Origin of the sequence: Arthrobacter sp. CAN_C5 (genome assembly GCF_017875735.1) — a bacterium.
Classification (GTDB): domain Bacteria; phylum Actinomycetota; class Actinomycetes; order Actinomycetales; family Micrococcaceae; genus Arthrobacter_D.
In genome coordinates, this window is sequence record NZ_JAGGMZ010000001.1 from 1,184,260 (window position 1) to 1,200,451 (window position 16,192).

The 16,192-nt window shown below is 61.0% G+C and carries 12 protein-coding genes and 1 pseudogene; 6 read left to right on the forward strand and 7 right to left on the reverse strand.

Annotated elements, in window-relative coordinates; all coding sequences use genetic code 11:
• The first annotated feature begins 525 nt into the window (after nt 1-525).
• Both H4V95_RS05615 and H4V95_RS05620 read left to right on the forward strand, forming a co-directional pair.
• Nucleotides 526-990 (forward strand): hypothetical protein, encoded by a 465-nt coding sequence (locus H4V95_RS05615; protein WP_209729234.1) that lies wholly within the window; start codon nt 526-528, stop codon nt 988-990.
• Nucleotides 991-1,181: 191 nt separating this feature from the next.
• Entirely contained in the window at nt 1,182-1,922 is a 741-nt protein-coding gene (locus H4V95_RS05620; RefSeq protein WP_209729236.1) for an NYN domain-containing protein, read from the forward strand.
• Nucleotides 1,923-1,930: 8 nt separating this feature from the next.
• Here the strand turns inward: H4V95_RS05620 and H4V95_RS05625 are convergent, their stop codons facing one another.
• Both H4V95_RS05625 and H4V95_RS05630 read right to left on the reverse strand, forming a co-directional pair.
• Nucleotides 1,931-3,238: an ISL3 family transposase gene (locus H4V95_RS05625; RefSeq protein ID WP_209729238.1), complete on the reverse strand. Its 1,308-nt coding sequence runs from the start codon at nt 3,236-3,238 to the stop codon at nt 1,931-1,933.
• 235 nt (nt 3,239-3,473) lie between these two features.
• On the reverse strand, nt 3,474-3,926 hold the full coding sequence (locus H4V95_RS05630) for a hypothetical protein (protein WP_209729240.1): 453 nt from the start codon (nt 3,924-3,926) through the stop codon (nt 3,474-3,476).
• A 446-nt stretch (nt 3,927-4,372) separates the two neighbouring features.
• On the opposite strand from H4V95_RS05630, the pseudogene H4V95_RS18240 reads away from it, so the two are divergent.
• A pseudogene (locus tag H4V95_RS18240) lies at nt 4,373-4,738 on the forward strand (transposase family protein); the annotation flags it as partial.
• Nucleotides 4,739-4,991: 253 nt separating this feature from the next.
• Nucleotides 4,992-5,636 (forward strand): transposase, encoded by a 645-nt coding sequence (locus H4V95_RS18245; RefSeq protein ID WP_245345583.1) that lies wholly within the window; start codon nt 4,992-4,994, stop codon nt 5,634-5,636.
• Between the two features lie 21 nt (nt 5,637-5,657).
• Here the strand turns inward: H4V95_RS18245 and H4V95_RS05640 are convergent, their stop codons facing one another.
• The 3 genes from H4V95_RS05640 to H4V95_RS05650 form a co-directional block, all read right to left on the reverse strand.
• Nucleotides 5,658-6,113 (reverse strand): hypothetical protein, encoded by a 456-nt coding sequence (locus tag H4V95_RS05640; protein ID WP_209729242.1) that lies wholly within the window; start codon nt 6,111-6,113, stop codon nt 5,658-5,660.
• A gap of 360 nt (nt 6,114-6,473) precedes the next feature.
• Nucleotides 6,474-6,917: a hypothetical protein gene (locus tag H4V95_RS05645; RefSeq protein ID WP_312883955.1), complete on the reverse strand. Its 444-nt coding sequence runs from the start codon at nt 6,915-6,917 to the stop codon at nt 6,474-6,476.
• A 986-nt stretch (nt 6,918-7,903) separates the two neighbouring features.
• Nucleotides 7,904-11,056 carry a tetratricopeptide repeat protein gene (locus H4V95_RS05650; protein ID WP_209729244.1) on the reverse strand — a complete coding sequence of 1,051 codons (3,153 nt, stop codon included), beginning with the start codon at nt 11,054-11,056 and terminating at the stop codon, nt 7,904-7,906.
• An 89-nt stretch (nt 11,057-11,145) separates the two neighbouring features.
• Here H4V95_RS05650 and H4V95_RS05655 point away from each other — a divergent pair, with 89 nt between their 5' ends.
• Nucleotides 11,146-12,144, forward strand: a complete 999-nt coding sequence (locus H4V95_RS05655) for an alpha/beta fold hydrolase (protein WP_209729246.1) — start codon at nt 11,146-11,148, stop codon at nt 12,142-12,144.
• Between the two features lie 669 nt (nt 12,145-12,813).
• Nucleotides 12,814-13,311, forward strand: a complete 498-nt coding sequence (locus tag H4V95_RS05660) for a hypothetical protein (RefSeq protein WP_209729248.1) — start codon at nt 12,814-12,816, stop codon at nt 13,309-13,311.
• A 420-nt stretch (nt 13,312-13,731) separates the two neighbouring features.
• Here the strand turns inward: H4V95_RS05660 and istB are convergent, their stop codons facing one another.
• Together istB and istA are read right to left on the reverse strand one after the other, a co-directional pair.
• Nucleotides 13,732-14,511, reverse strand: a complete 780-nt coding sequence (istB, locus tag H4V95_RS05665) for an IS21-like element helper ATPase IstB (protein WP_209728298.1) — start codon at nt 14,509-14,511, stop codon at nt 13,732-13,734.
• Nucleotides 14,508-16,049: an IS21 family transposase gene (gene istA, locus H4V95_RS05670; protein WP_209729250.1), complete on the reverse strand. Its 1,542-nt coding sequence runs from the start codon at nt 16,047-16,049 to the stop codon at nt 14,508-14,510. The genes istB and istA overlap by 4 nt, the downstream gene beginning before the upstream one ends.
• Nucleotides 16,050-16,192: the final 143 nt, after the last annotated feature.

Below are 16,192 nucleotides of genomic sequence, written 5' to 3' on the forward strand. Positions count from 1 at the left end.
CGACGCGCCGGAGCGCTGGGCCTGCTAGCTGTAGCGGTCGCCCGAGCGTGAGTGCCTGTGAGACAGGGCCACATCGATAATGTCTTGGCGGGAACTCCGCCCCAAGCTAGCCCGGGCATAATCGGCATCCATCCGTGAACGCCAGCCCACCAGGTCAGCGGGTCAACAGAACCGGGGGTAGTCCCGAAGCGGTGGGGTTGATTCGTAGTCGATACATTCTGCAAGGTGACCAGTCCACACACTCCCTGACTGAGGAGCACCAACAGCATGATCGGAATCACGATTGTTGCAATTGTGGCCATGGGTATCTGGATCAACCCCGAATTCGGGTGCTTCTCGCATGCGGATGATTGATCTGGTTCGCGGACAGCTACTCTCCTCGTTTTCTTCGTGCGACGAAGCCTACAGCTCTGCGAATTGAATCTTTAGCTGAACCGCGGGTGGCTGCCGCGAGGGCGAAAGTCGCCGCCGTAGTTGGAGATCCTGTTGTAGGAACGGGGTGATGTATCGCCGTACCTTGGAGGGATGAATCCTGACCAGTGGCTCCTCGTGCTAGTACCAATTGTGACCGGAATCTTCGCTGTACTGGGGAGTTGGTTTGGTTCACGCTTTGGCCGAACAACGGAGCACAAACAATGGGTAAGGAGCGAAAAGAGGAATGCCTATGGGGATTTCCTTGGCGCGGTCCTTCAAGCCCAACGCGAGAGCGAACCTGGCATTTCCGGCTCGAGAAGGCCTCCATACGAGATGATGCTCGGGCTGTCGGAGAAGCAGGGGCTTGTGCAGGTCGTCGGAACCGATGAAATTGTTGAGCTATGCAACGACGTAGTCGTTGCCGTTGGCGTACTGTCCTTTGTTCTTAGTGAGACATACGGGAGCGAAAACACAAAGGAACAGACAACTCACATGATCGTAAAGTCAAGAGAGACCGATCAAGAGGCATTCAAACAGTTGGTGAAGGCAATACGAGCAGATTTGAGGATCGATTAGTAGTGCAGTCCGGCGGGGGTGGCTGTTCTCGGTTCTGGCAAACGGCACCCACCCTGGATGGACGGCAACTCACCGCTCTTCACCATTGCATACGTCTGCGCCATGCTGATGCCCAGCAGGCAGGCAAGGCAGCAGACTTTTTGAACACCGGGAGAGTTGACCGAGGCTGCATCTGCCTGCATGCTCAACTGGTGAATCCTGAAGAGAAGCGCATCGCCTTGCTCATCGATGCTGACAACGCACCAGCTTCCAAGATTGATGTGGTCCTTGCCGAAGTGGCCCGTCATGGGGTTGCCAATGTACGTCGAGCATATGGCGATTGGAAAAGCCCTCATCTACAGCAGTGGGAAGCCGCCCTCCACCCTTATGCGATACGACCGATGCAGCAGTTTGATTACAGCACTGGCAAGAATGCCGCTGATATGGCCATGGTGATCGATGCCATGGATTTGCTCAATGGAGGCTCGATCGATGCCTTCGCCCTCATGTCCAGCGACGCGGACTTCACCCCGCTGGTGATGCGAATATTGGCGAACGGTCACAAGGTGTACGGGTTCGGGGAGAGGAAGGCTCCGGAGCCCTTTGTCAACGCTTGTTCTCTATTCACCTACGTTGAGGGATTGGGCCAGGCACCCAATAGCTCTAACACTTCGGTGGAACAACGCGCTGACCCGAGGAAATTGCGTGGTGATACCCGTCTCGTGCTCCTGATGCGTAACGCTGTCGAAGCTGCAAGCGATGATGACGGCTGGGCGAACTTATCTGCGGTGGGAAGCCAAATAGGCAACCAAGCGTCGCTGGACTCCCGCAATTACGGCTATCAAAAGTTGAGCGAACTAATTGATGCCATTGGGCTGTTCGATCTAAAGAAAGATAACCAGATAGTCCTTGTTCGGGACAAGCGCGCCCTGGCAAAGGACGCCCCGGGGTAAGGGGCTCTTCATAATTGAGGGTGTAGTCGGGGTCTGAAGCCGCCGGTTTCCAGGAGTGAGCGGGCGATGTAGTTGGCGATATTGCGGAAGCCCAGGGCTGAGCCTCGGAGGTGTTCGAGGCGGCCGTTCATGGCTTCGGTGGGTCCGTTGCTGGTGCCGGGCCGGTCGAAGTACGCCAGGACGTCGGCGGCCCGGCGTTTGAGGGTCCGGCCCAGAGTGCGGATCTCGGTGAGCGCGGCCGGGACACCGTCGCTGACCGATTCGATAAGTGCTTGCATCAACTCGTGTCCTCGGGCCCGGTCCTCGTGCCGGTAGGCAGCAATCATCCGCTGGTAGATGCCCCAGGTTGCCTCGACTTGGACGTGAGTGTCCGTGGTGAACAGGTCGGTGAGGCGTTGTTCCTGTTTGTCGGTGAGCAGGTCCGCCCCCGTATGCAGGGTCCGCCGTGAGCTGTAGAGCGGGTCGCCCTTGCGTCCGCGGTGACCGCAGGTAGCTTGCTGGATCCGGCGTCGGCACCCATCCAACGCGTCCCCGGCGAGACGGACGACGTGGAACGGGTCCATGACCGCCACCGCGCTGGGAAGCTCCTCGGCGGCCGCGGTTTTGAAGCCGGTGAATCCGTCCATGGCGACGACTTCCACCCCGTCCCGCCACGCCTGTGGGCGTTTGGCTAACCACTGCTTGAACACGGCCTTTGAGCGGCCCTCGACCATGTCCAACAACCTTGAGGGCCCAGTCTTTTCGCGAATCGGCGTGAGATCGATGATGACGGTCACGTACTTGTCCCCGCGGCGGGTATGCCGCCACACGTGCTCATCGACGCCGATCACCTTCACCCCGTCGAACCGGTCCGGGTCATCGATCAAGACCCGCTTTCCCTCGGCCAGGACCGCGGTGTTCGCGGTATTCCACGACACCCCAAGGCCCTCGGCGACCCGGGCGACGGTGAGGTGTTGACACACGATCCCGGCCAGCGCCCAGCGCAGGCCCCGTCGGGAGAGTTTCGCCCGCGGCTCGGCGGCCTTAGCGGTGTCCTGCCGCCACACGTGAGCGCATCCGGTGCACCGGTAGCGGCGGACCCGGATCAGCAGCGTCGTTGGCCGCCAGCCGAACGGTTCGTGCGCCAGGCGCCGGGTCACCATGTCCCGTGCAGCGCCTTGGGCTCCGCAGCGCCGGCACCACGAGTCCGGTTCCACTACCTCGCAAACCAGCACCGCACCATCGGGCTTCACCTCCTGACCGATGGCTTCCAGACCGAGTTCATCGAGTCGGCAGAACGTGCTCAGATCGGGTGCAGCGAAGGTAGCGTTGAACACGTTGAGGTCTTCCGGATGGCGAGCGTGAGAACTTCCATCATCGGAAGGCCTCGACCCCTATCCCGTGACCGACGCGCCCATCCCGCTCACACCCCGACTACACCCTCAATTGCGATGAGCCGGGTAAGGATCATCCCCGCCTGCTTGAAGTCACGCCAGTGGTGTAATCCGAGCACGACTACACTGAGCTGCTGCTGTGCTTTCTTTTGGTTTGTTGGCGCGGGGGTTTGACGAGCTAGAAGCTGACTCCTACTCCACCGCCTCGGAACTTCGCTGGATGCTCAACGAAGGGTGCAACCCACCAAGAATCGACCTGGTGGAGGTTGACCCGAACTGCTGGGACTTCGTAGCTAGCCATACCCGCGGGCAGCACCTGAGCCGGGCACAGCGAAAGAACATCCATTGTCGGTGTGCTGTCTTCAGGGGAAATAGCTCTAATCACTTCATTTGCTCTTTGATCTGCTATGGCTTCCTTTTCCTGACGTGGCGTTTTCCAGTTACCGGCATCCTTAAAAAATTCCACTCCAAACTCAGTCAAATTTGTGTGAGTGAACTTGGCTGTTGACACTGGTATTCCTACGTATAAAGTGGAGCCACAGACGACAACAACGCGTTGAAGTACTGCGCCGTTCTCTGCTGCTTGTACAACCGCTGACAAATGTGGGTCGATCAATCCAGAAGTATTCATAGTTGGGATCATAGCAACAGATTCGCTGCGACCATCGAGACCGCAGAGTCGTTCTCCGATCGCTGAGTTGGAGCCAACCTGGCGGCATGTGAAACATTGTGAATGTCTATGAACCTTGTGAATCTCGACGGGCATTTGCGCGTCCCTGATCAACATGCGCGAGCACCGGAAGGCCGAGTTCAACTCGCACCGCACCAAACGTGGTGTCCGTTGTGGAGATCGATCCGGCATGAGCAACGCCGGGGCGGACATGCCACCTCGGCGTTGTCGTTGCCACTTGCCGTGGGTTAATCCTTAGTCAGCTCGACCTTAGTGGCTCTCCGTGGTTCGTGGTGAAAGCCGGGTTCGTGTCGTAGACGTATAGGGGCTCGTGGCCCTGCTGGGATGGATGTTCTTGACGCATTCATCACTGACAGGAACCACGAGCCTTGATCGAGCCTACTGCCATGCGTACCGACGCTGCCACTACTGTTTTCAACCTTCCCGGTTACCGGGTCACTAGCGCGGAGGTCCTTGCCTGCGGGCGGCGCAGAATCCGGGTCGAGTCAGTCCTGGAAGCTGGCTGCAGGGCCTGCGGGGTGATCAGTGCCCGCCGGCACTCGCGCCGGTTCCAGCGGATTCGTGACATCCGGATCGCCGGCCCGGTGGAGGTCATCTGGTCCAAACGCCGGTTCTTCTGCGACGAGACCGAATGCGCCCGGACGACCTTCGCTGAGGCGACCCCGCAGGTGCCTGCATACTCGCGGTCCACGGCGAGGCTGCGGGAGGCCCTGACCGATGCGGTGATCGGGTCCGGGCGTGCCGCGTCGGAGACCGCCTCTGCGTTTGGTGTGTCCTGGTGGCTGGTCCAGCGGGCGTTGGATGCTGCGGTGGTGAAACTACCTGATGTGGACTCCCTGGCGCCGGTCAGGTTGGGTATTGATGAGCACCGGTTCCGGTCTGTGCGGTTCTTCCAGGACCCGGCCACGAAAGCCTGGACCCGGTACGAGCCGTGGATGTCCACCCTCGTCGATTTGGACACCGGGCAGGTCCTGGGCGTCGTCGACGGACGCGACAGCACCGGTGTTGGGGATTGGCTCAAGGCCCGCCCACTGGCTCGGCGTGCAGGTCGTCGCGATCGACCCGTCTGCGGCGTTCCGCAAGGCGCTACGGATGTGGTTGCCCCGCACCGCTGTCAGCGTCGACGCGTTTCACCTGGGCATGCTCGCGAACGCTATGGTCACCGAGGTCCGCCAACGCCTCTGCCAGGAAGCCAAGGGCCGGCGCGGGCGGGCCACCGACCCTGTGTGGGCAAACAGGAGACTGCTGCTGAAGGGTGCGGAACGGCTTTCGGACCGGGGTCGGAACCGTCTTGAGGTGGTCTTCGCCGTTGATGATCCCAGCGGCGGGCTGCAGGCCGTCTGGGAGGTGAAGGAACAGCTCCGGGCACTGCTGCGCACTGGGTCGATCGCTGAGGCCTCCGCGGCGAAGACCGAGCTCGCAAGACTGGTCGACCGGGCAGGTCAGCCCGAGGCCAGAAGGCTCTACCGCACGGTCTGCCGGTGGTGGAACGAGATCGAAGTCCTCGTCGTCACCGGCGCGACCACGGCGAAGGTCGAGGCCAACAACACTGCGATCAAGAACATCAAAAGGACCGGACGAGGTTTCGTGAACAACTCCAACTACAAAACCCGTATCCTATTGAGAAGCGCCGCTAGAACAGCGGCCTGAACATCTCCTCAGCAGCGGAAATCACCACGAACCGCGAAGAGCCACCTTAGTCGTAGTACCGAGTGCGCTGACCTCATACGTGATCGTGTCCCCCTCGTAGGTGAACTCCTTGTCATCTGAGGTTGCAGCCAAGATAGCCATATCGGTGGCTTCGGCATCCCTGATCGATGTCCACGCGAACGTCTCCTCAGCGTCGGCCGGCTCCTCAAAAGTACCGATCCAGTAGATCGCGGTCGTGTCGCCTCCATCGGAGACCCAATCGATGCTGATCGTGTCATCGGTAATGGTCGCCTGCTGGTAGGAATCCTCGCTGTTTGAGTTGCTCTGCGTCCACGTCCCTGTCAGGTCAAAATCCTCGGGCGCTTCCTCAACGGCGGTGTCGCCGTTGCTGGCAGGCGTGGCGCTGTTTTCAGCTCCACCACATCCAGTGAGGGCAAGGGCAGCGGTAAGGGTAAGGGGCCCAATAACTTTCTTCATAGGAAAACTTCTCCATACGCCAGGCACCATCTGCGACCATTTCCGGACGCGTCCATGCCCCGGCGAACTGATAGAGACGAAATCCCCGCCGCCTGAACTAGCCGTCGTTGCTGCTGGCCGCTCCGCCGCGATGTCTGGACCGCCCACACTAGATCATTTCGGGCGATGATGGAGTCCCCGGACTCCACGCACATGAGAAAGCACACAGGCAACCGCCCACTCACCATCCCGATGCGCTTCACTGAGGCGTTCCTGGAACTGATCGGGAACGCGGAGTACAAGGCGGCCGTAACCGTCTTACAGCCCTTGGAGCTGAGGCCGGGATCGACTCCATTTGCGGAGAATCCCGGCCTTTCGCGTTTACCGCCAGCCGGTGGCGGACAGCAGGGTTGGAAGGTGAACGATTCGCTGCAGCGCGGACGGCTTCCAGCCGGTGACTCCCTGAATGAACCAGCCGTGGTCGCCCGGTGCCTTGTCGACAAGGGACAGGGTCAGCCAGTTGAGCCGCTTTCCCGTTTCGGAGTGCATCGGCCATCGGTAGTAGGTGAGGAAATCCTCGTCCTCTCCGGTGAATGGGGCGGCCTCGCTCAGGCTCGGGATCATCCATCCGATCGGAAGGTCCTCGCCGGCGTCGGCTACCTGCTTCACCCATTTTCCGAAGAGGTCGTGAGCGGTTACATCGTTCGGGTCGAAGTCATCGCCAAGGCTGTCCAAATTGAGGGACCAGTCGAGATCCAGCGACTGCCGCTCGAGGTCCCCGGGACCGGGATTGACCTTGCTTGCGAAACTCCAAACGTTTTCCACGTTGAGCCTCCATGAGGTGTATCAGCTGGCCGGGTTCCGGCGCGAAATACCAGCCTAGTGCCGAATTACGGGCACTGCTCAGTTTGCTGCCGTCGATAATCCGGAACGCCTGGGCCGGCTTCGGCCAAGGGCAGAGAGTGTCGGCACGTTCGAAGCTCACTGAACCGCCCGGGTGCTCGACCATGATGGAATTCTGGTGGGAGCCCTTCGCGTGGGAGGTAACGGCCAGTACAAGATCCAGCAAGTCCTGGTCAGTCGCAGCAGCTGGTAGTCCCGTGCTGGACTGTCCACGGTGTCAGAGCCCGGTATCCACGGTACGCACGACCTTGGATCTGTCCTGCCTCTATGAACGGTCTCGCTGGCACCTTCCAACCCCGGCGACACCCCAGATCATGAGCGACTGGGGCGGCAATCATGCCGGGGTAAGCAGGCCAGTGCATCCACATCCTGCAACAGAAACGGGCTACGAAAAAGGTAATGGGGAGGGGACGATTTCGGCGATACCCGGAAGCTAGGTGGTTCAATCTGACTCTATGCGCACCACCTAGCGGGCGGTCAGATCAGCCGCCTCGACCAGACCAACTCCTGTTTAGGTGAAGTCTTCAACTGATGCGGGACTTCTCAAAAGACGTGTACCCGCGCCGCGCCAGTTCGCTCCGCTTCAGAGATAATAACTGCTCACTCGGTTTATTTTTGGCGGAGCAGTTTTGGGGTGTCTCGACGCCGCACAGATGCGCGCTACAGGGCTCGATAACGCTGCGGGCTGTTTCGCGAGCTTCAAGCATCGCTGTGTAGCCGGTCCTTGTCCTTGGTTTTCATATCTCCTCGTCAGCACTCACCGCCTGCACTTGAGCTTCGGCGGATAAGGTTCTTCACCATGGTGGTCTTACTGGAATTTCCAATCGTCAGGCGTTGCAACGAGTGCCCGGCGCCCAGACTTACAAGCAGCTCGTAACCTAACCATCGTCGGCAACTGTCAGCGATTGTTACGGGTTGAGTCCGGCGGTGTCGCCTGAGTCCCGGACCAAGAAGGCGAGGTTGATGCGGGTGGCCAGGGTGTTGGGGTGGTTCGGGCCCAGTACCCGTAGTTGGGCTTCGAGGAGTTCGCGGAACTGGGTGATGGCGCCGGCGTTGTCCCCGGACTTTCGGGTGCAGGAGGCGAGGTTGTTGCGGGTGATCAGGGTGTTGGGGTGGTCCGGGCCCAGTACCCGTAGTTGGGTTTCGAGGAGTTCGCGGAACTGGGTGATGGTGCCGGCGTTGCCCCCGGATTCCCCGGTCCAGGAGGCGAGGTTGTTGCGGGTGGTCAGGGTGTCGGGGTGGTCCGGGCCCAGTACCCGTAGTTGGGCTTCGAGGAGTTCGCGGAACTGGGTGATGGCGCCGGCGTTGTCCCCGGATTCCCCGGTCCAGGAGGCGAGGTTGTTACGGGTGATCAGGGTGTTGGGGTGGTCCGGGCCGAGCACCCGCGAATGGGCTTCGAGGAGTTCGCGGAACTGGTTGATGGCGCCGGCGGTGTCCCCGGATCTCCCGGCCCAGAACGCGAGGTTGTTACGGGTGGTCAGGGTGCTGGGGTGGTCCGGGCCCAGTACCCGTAGTTGGGCTTCGAGGAGTTCGCGGAACTGGGTGATGGCACCGGTGGTGTCCCCGGATTCCCCGGTCCAGGAGGCGAGGTTGTTACGGGTGGTCAGGGTGTCGGGGTGGTCCGGGCCCAGTACCCGTAGTTGGGCTTCGAGGAGTTCGCGGAACTGGGTGATGGCACCGGTGGTGTCCCCGGATTCCCCGGTCCAGGAGGCGAGGTTGTTACGGGTGGTCAGGGTGTCGGGGTGGTCCGGGCCCAGTACCCGTAGTTGGGCTTCGAGGAGTTCACGGGACTGGGTGATGGCACCGGTGGTGTCCCCGGATTCCCCGGTCCAGGAGGCGAGGTTGTTACGGGTGATCAGGGTGTTGGGGTGGGCCGGGCCCAGCACCCGCAGCCGGGCTTCGAGGAGTTCACGGAACTGGTTGATGGCGCCGGCGGTGTCCCCGGATTCCCCGGTCCATGAGGCGAGGTTGTTACGGGTGATCAGGGTGTTGGGGTGGTCCGGGCCCAGCACCCGCAGCCGGGCTTCGAGGAGTTCACGGAACTGGTTGATGGCACCGGTGGCGTCCCCGGACCGCCCGGTCCAGGTGGCGAGGTTGCCGATGAGGCGTAGCAGGTCGATGTTGTCGGGTGGCAGAGTGTCCTTGGCCCGGTTGAGCCAGGTCTGCAGGAGGTCGCGGTTGTCTGCGGCCCGGTGCCCTAAGCCTGCGAAGACTAGTGAGAGGGCTTCTTTATGTCGTTCGAGGGCCCAGAGGTGTTCGGCCGCGTGGCGGCGGCGGTAGGCGCTTGAGGCAGGATCGCTCATGGTTTCGAGCGTTTCGAGGATTGTTTGGTGCGCCTGGAGGGTCGCTACAGGCCAGCGGTCTTGTTGGTGGACTTGCTGGACTAGGGTGTCGTGGAAGAGGCCGACGTGTTCGTCAGATGTCCCGGGGTCAGCGCGGGTGGCGAGACCGCCCAGCGTCTTCAGTGTGTCGCGGAACCGCGCTTCATCTGCGGCGCCTCCAAGACGTGAGCATGCTTCAACTGCGACACGGATGGGCATAACGGGCCCGCTACCGGCGGCCGCAAGCACCGCCAATGTAGTTTTCGTCTCCGTTGTGTCCTCGCCGGTGATTGATGAGAACAACCGTTGGTAGAGATCACTTAGGGTGACAGCATCTTTGACTGACTCGTTCCCAATAGTCGACATGACGTCGGTCAGGAGCCGTGCTTCGAGCCACGTGGAGGAGTGTGCTGTGATGTCGGCAGCGAGCGACGTCGGGAGCCCCTGAGCTGCAAGATACTCGGCAATTTCATCCGTGCCCGGCCGGACAAGGATGATTGGGTCTTCCGAGAGTTTTTCTGTTCCTTCCCCCCTGGTGTTCAGGAGAATGCTCAGGCGTTCGAGCCGGTCGTCAAGGCTGGTATTCACGAGGGTTGAGATTAGTTCGTTGCGCACTGAGGGTTCGAGCTGGTCAATACCGTCGATTGCCAAGCGAATCCGATTTCCCAATGGGACCTTCATACGGGATAACGGACCGAATACTAGTCGCTCCAATGCGGGTTGGCGGTCAAGGTCCTGGGGGGTGAAGCCGTTGTTGTAGACGGTAACGGCGTCGTCAAAACCTGCTCTGTGTTCTAGCTGTTTGCCAATGCTTTCAGCCAGTGCAGCCAGAGTAGGAGACAAGGCAGTGAAAGCCACAGCGGAAAGATACTGCTTCGACAGCTCCGGTACGAGTTCCGGGCGAGCCAGAGCCGCCACGAGGGCGGACTTACCCGAGCCTCCATCGCCCTGAATGACCACTAGGCGTTGCTCGGCCAAAGCTCGCATGACGCGTTCCAGGTCGTGTGTTATCTGAAAGGATTGGGTCAGCGTTACCGCCAGTGCCCCTTCGGCGGTGCCTGAAAGGGGCCAGAAATTGGGGGAGGCGATATTCCGGGTTATCCACAGCCCGGGATCGCTGGTGTTTTGTCCCATCCCTGAGCCGATGTAGATGGGAGGGTCTTGAACGGCATGACACGTGTCGTTTCCGTAGTTTGCGGCATGCCGAATGTCTAGGTAGTCCACCGATAGGTCCGGCTGTCCCGATTCCATGAGACTAATCAACGACTGGGAGAAACAGCCGTTGCGGGCTTCCCGATCATAGGTGCCAGCGAGGAGTTCCAGCCGGACCTGGTCCTTCAGGTCGAGGCCGTTCTTGATCACGTCTGTCACTCCAAGGCCCGCGTGGCAAACATCCAGGATGAGAATCAGGCCATCTAGGCTTCCCAAGCTCATGTTGCCCAGCCGACGCCCGATCTCGTAGGCGCTGTCATCGTCAAGGTCGCGGGGATCGCCATCCTTGGGAAGCAGAAATAGCGGCGCGGATGCTTTGTTCGTATTGATCTCCGCGTGACCGATGAACGCCAACACCAAGGTCGCTTTTGTCCCCGCCGCCCGGGTCACCGCGGCTTTCACTTCCGTCTTCAGTTCCGCCATCGTCGGGTCGAGGACAAGCGTGCTGCCGGCTGGGTCGCAGTCACCCAGCCGGGGGTCCGTCAGCACCTGATGCAGTCGCTGGGCACGGTCCGGTAAGAAGGACAATTGCTGATTTTGCAGAGAGTCACATTGCGACCCCACGACAAGTGCATGACGGGAACCCATGAACACTGTCTATCACGACCACAACGACGGTGGATAAGATTCTGAATAAGTATCCGCTGGCGTTTGAACTATTGCACGGAGAGGTTTCGGTGTCCGAGATTGTTTTGGTTCATGGCATGGCGCAGGAGCAGGAAACTGCAGACAGCCTTGAGGAAAGTTGGCTTCCGGCTCTGGCTGGCGGGATCCGCGTCGCAGGTTACGCTGACCTGGCCGACAGGATCTGGCGCAACCGCCATAGCGGCGATCGTATTGAGGTGCGGATGGCCGCATACGGGGACCTGTTCCTCACCCCGGGCGTGCAAGGGTCCGGGGACGACCTCGACGATCTGGGCTCCCTCGAACATGCCGTCGCTGAATCGGTCACCGCAGAGTGGCTCCAACGGGCCGCCGAACGCGAGGACCATCCGGACCATAAGACCGCGGTCCGTGAACTCGGCTTCCTCAACCCCACCCACGAAACCCAGGGAATCAAGGAAGAAGCCGCCCGAGTGATGATCAACGCAGCCACCCGACTGTCGTGGTTCGGCGGCGGCGGGGCCATGGCCGTGGCGGAACGTTTGAAGAAACCCCTGCGCCAGGTCACAGCATACTTAACCGACCAGGCACTGCGAGATGAAATCCAGAGCCGTGTCCTGGCCCATGTGGGACCGGAAACGAAAGTTATTGTCGGTCATTCCCTTGGGTCAGTGGTGGCCTACGAGATAGTGGCCCAGCACCTCCCCACCCGGTTGCCGCTACTGGTCACCCTCGGCAGCCCCCTAGGATTGCGAAGCATCATCTATGACCGACTTCAACCCCAACCGCCCGGATACCCGGAAGGTGCCCGCCGCTGGGTCAACATCGCCGACCGAAACGACCTCGTCGCCGCCGAACCCGACCTCACTGGGCTCTTTGAACGAAACAGACCCACCGACGCAATCTTGGAGTCCCGCTGGACTGTCGACAACGGCGCCGAAGCGCACAAAGGTGAGTATTACCTAGGGAAACGCGAAGTGGGTAGGCCTATCGCTGAGGCCCTAAGCGAGTAATCGCCACGAACATGCGCGACCGACGGGGCTCTTTACCTAGGGGACCGCGGCGGTGTACTCAACATATGGGTGAATAGTTTTCGCTGTGGCCGAGGCGACACTTCCTAAAAGACGTGCACTAAGCACCACGCATATGGCACTCTGTCTGGTCTACTGACACGGTGAAAGCCTTAGCATCCGAGAGCCCGAGGACTCATGAGCGATGCTTTCAGGGGACCTATGAGGATCGAGTACGACCAACGTCGATTGATTTTTGGACCGAAGCTAAAGCGCTGCGAAGGAAGATTGTGTAATAGGTGTTGGTGCGCAAGCAGGGATTGATGGACATCGCGCGCGCTTGCCAGCGTCGCCCAATACCGCGTGAATCTCGCTGTGTGAGGCAGGCATTGGACCTATGTCTGTCTTGACCCAACGATCAAGGAGGAACGATCGTTGGGTCAACGGTACCCTCGCGGTATGGAAACGTTCACGATCCCGGACGATCAGGCTCTTCTAAAAGTGGTCAGGTCATAGACTGAGGACGGCGAGCCGACGGCCGACACCATTGTCTTGCCTTCGATTAGAATCGCGCCACCGGGGATGTCGGGGAATCTCTGCCGTAGAGGTCACTTTCTTCCTTTTGTTCCTTCTAATACATCGTCCAATGAATGTGGTACTTGCAATGCAAACATGTCTGAAAACCTAGGCATTCTCCAGCGAGATGTTCCTTTATTGGATCGTCTACCTGCAGTAGTTTCACGTACTTGGTGGCATTCTTCAGCAGATTCCGCCTTTCTCGAGGATTCGAACCAGACACCCGTCCATCTCGGTTCAAGGGAAGCGGCAATGGAGCGAGCGCAGACAACGAAGTCGGGGTACCTGCATGAGGTCAGACTGCTATCTGAAGTCTCAATCTGTCCGGATACGTATTTGGAGGCGGAACACTTTGATCCAGGTCATACCCTGATGGCGGCGGTTGCAGTCACAGGACTAGTCGTTCGCTACGTGAACAACTCGGAGAATCCTGGCAGCATCTCACTTGTAACACTCAAAGCGAATTTGGAGCCCCATCAGATTTACCAGCTTAAGTGGCCCCCTGATCGCTGCGTTGACGTCGTCGAGCGGGAAACTCAACTATCTTCCCTGAAGATCAATCAAAAGCATTCCTCCACAAGTCGGGCGAAATGATCCGGGAGGCACATGCCCGCAATACGGTACGGAGGGATTGGAATGCCCAACCTGCAAGGACGTGAAACTTTTCTATGGAACTAAGTCTAATGCTGGTGTGGCCGCGCGATTGACAGGGTGGAGGACCGTGACGATGTCTTCGAGGGCGTGACTGCTGGCGGCTGAGCGACCGATCACAACTTCCGGAGAAGCCCAGCTTGCTCTGCAATTCGAAAGGTTTAGAACACGTTGGATGCTGGCACGAGACGCCGTCCTTCGGGCTCTAATACAGCGCTTGTGTCCCCCCGTGTCAAGGGCCAGTTAAAGGTGCCCACGGGTGGCCAGCATTACTGCCCGCTGGTGGCCATGAAAACTGCCCGGTCATGGCCATTGGATCTGCCCACCGGGTATTCGGCGGCGTTGGCCATGTTCGGGATTTGTTTAGCTCATTGGCGTGACTCCTTGTCCGGCCAGGGCTTGGCTGAGGCGGATCGATTCCCCGGTGGTTTGGCAGACGTGTGCGTGGTGCAGCAGCCGGTCGACCGTCGCGGTGGCGAGGGTTTTGGGCATGAGCTCGTCGAAGCCCGCGGGATGCAGATTCGAGGAGACCGCGATGGAGCGTTTCTCATAGGCTGCGTCAACAAGGCGGTAGAGGCCCTCGGCGGCATCGGTCCCGACAGGCAGGAGCCCTATGTCATCGACCACCACTAAATCCGCGCGCAGGATCCTGGCGACCACTTTCGTGACGCTGTCGTCGGAGCGGTGCGCGCGCATCAGCGCGCCGAGGTCTTCAAGGCGGAACCATGCCACACGCATGCCGGCCTCGACGGCCTGCTGCCCGAGGGCTTCGAGGAAGAACGTTTTCCCGGTGCCGGAGGGCCCGCAAATGACAACGTTTTCCTTGCGCCCGATCCATTCCAGTGTCCGCAGCGCCTGCTGCGTCGGTAGCGGGACTGAGGACGCGGCGGGATCCCAGGTGCCGAAGGTCTTCCCGGTCGGGAACCCTGCGGCTTTACGCCTGGTGGCGAGCATGGACCGGGACCGGCCAGCGACTTCCTCGGTGAAGAGGGCCTTGATGACCTCGGCCGGTTCCCAGCGTTGCGCACGGGCGGTCGCGATCAACTCCGGTGCCAGAGCCCGCGCGTAGGGCATCTTCAGCTGCCGCATCAGCGCCTCCAGGTCCGCCGGCAGGACGGGCGCGGTGACCGGGACCGGGCTCATGCGCTTTCCTCCAGTCCGGTCTCACCACGGCCGGCACCGGGGGGACGTCCGATGGCCGCCCACCCGGCCGTGCCCTGGGTCAAGGACCGGGTTTCGTCCGCGGCGTGGGTCGTGGTGCGGGCGCCCCCGGCGGTCAGGATTGAGGCCAGGTCTTTGTGCGCGAAGCGGCCATGGACGGCCGCGGTCCCCAACGCCTGATCGACGTCGGCCTGCCCGGCGATCTTCGCCAAGGCCACCGCTTCGGCCATCTTCACGTTCATCCGCGCCGTGCCCGCGGCGGCGGCTTCGAGCAGCCACGCGCGGGCGCCGTCCCCGATGCCAAGGAACTCCGCCTCCGCGGCGTTGCGGGCCTTGACCGCGTAATCGCCTGGGATCTTCGGCCGGTGATCAGGGAAGTGGGCGTCGTTGATCGCGGGGCTGCCCGGGCGGGCCCGCTGGTGCCGGGCGATTTCCACCGGGCCGGCGCTGCCGTGATGGACGATGATGACCTGCTCACCGGGTCCGGCGCCGTGGCTGCGCACGAATACGCGCGCGCCGAGCAGGGCTGCCGGGACGGAGTACTGGCCGTTTTCGAAGGTGACCATCGGCGTGTTCTCCGGCACCGTCCGGGAGAGCCCGAACGCGACCGTGTGCGCGGTGTCCGGGATCCGGTGCAGCCGGGGTGCTTCCTCGGCTAGCATCACCGCTGGTTTGCGGCGGGTGGCACGGTGCTCACGGTTGTTGACCTCGTCCATGAACACTTGGCACGCCGCTTCGATCTCCGCGAAGGAGGCGTATTCGGCCCGCAGATTCGTGTCTTTGGGGACGATGTCGGCTTTAGCGACCCTCACCGATGCCTCCACGCCGCCCTTGGAGGCAGGATCCGCCGGCTGGCAGGTCAACACTGTCACACCGTAGTGGCGGGCGAAGTCCACGGTCTGCTGGTTACGCACCGGGACCCCGGCAACATGGGAAACGGTGACCGTTTTCTCATTGTCGGTTAGGACATAGGTTGGCGCGCCGCCCAGGACACGGAAGGTGCGGTCCAATGCCGCGAACACACTCGGCGCCGTCCGGTCCCGCAAAGCGATCACGATCCTGAACCGCGACCAGGCCAGCCATGCCACGAACAACACGGTCTTCCTCCCCTCGATCAGGGGGCCGTCGCCGAAATCGTACTGAAGCCACATCCCCGGCTCGGTGATCCAGGGCCGGTGCACCCGGACATGACCCAGCCGCCACGCCGCCCGCACCTGGGCGACAGCACGGCGGGTCGAGCGTTCCGAACCCTCATAGCCCAGGGCCCGGAGTTTGTCGTGGGCTTTGTCGGCGCGGATCTTGCCCTTGGAGGCCTCAACCCATTCCTCGATCTTGGGCAGGAACGCGTCAGTGACACGGCCCCGGTAGACCGGCTCGGCCATTGGCTGGCCCGCGTTCCGCGCCCCAACATGCCGGTTGACCGTGTGGTGGGAACAGCCCGTAAGCTCCGCGGCAGCGCGCAACGACCCGGTCAGATCATAAGCAGCAAGTATTTCCATGATTTCTCCGTCAGACTTCAATTGGGCCTCTTCCCGGGCGACTTTGGTGCGACTAGACACCGTCATCAAACCCCGGGAAGAGGCTCCCGCCGCGCAAGCGCGGTCGATCCAGTAAAGAAGTGGGCAGATCCCATGGCCACCGGCGGGCAGTTTTACTGGCCATC

Excerpts from the sequence above, each read along its gene's own strand:
- H4V95_RS05615 (WP_209729234.1), top strand. The coding sequence starts at position 526 with ATGAATCCTGACCAGTGGCTCCTCGTGCTAGTACCAATTGTGACCGGA.
- H4V95_RS05630 (WP_209729240.1), bottom strand. The coding sequence starts at position 3,926 with ATGAATACTTCTGGATTGATCGACCCACATTTGTCAGCGGTTGTACAA.
- H4V95_RS05640 (WP_209729242.1), bottom strand. The coding sequence starts at position 6,113 with ATGAAGAAAGTTATTGGGCCCCTTACCCTTACCGCTGCCCTTGCCCTC.
- H4V95_RS05660 (WP_209729248.1), top strand. The coding sequence starts at position 12,814 with ATGTCTGAAAACCTAGGCATTCTCCAGCGAGATGTTCCTTTATTGGAT.
- istB (WP_209728298.1), bottom strand. The coding sequence starts at position 14,511 with ATGAGCCCGGTCCCGGTCACCGCGCCCGTCCTGCCGGCGGACCTGGAG.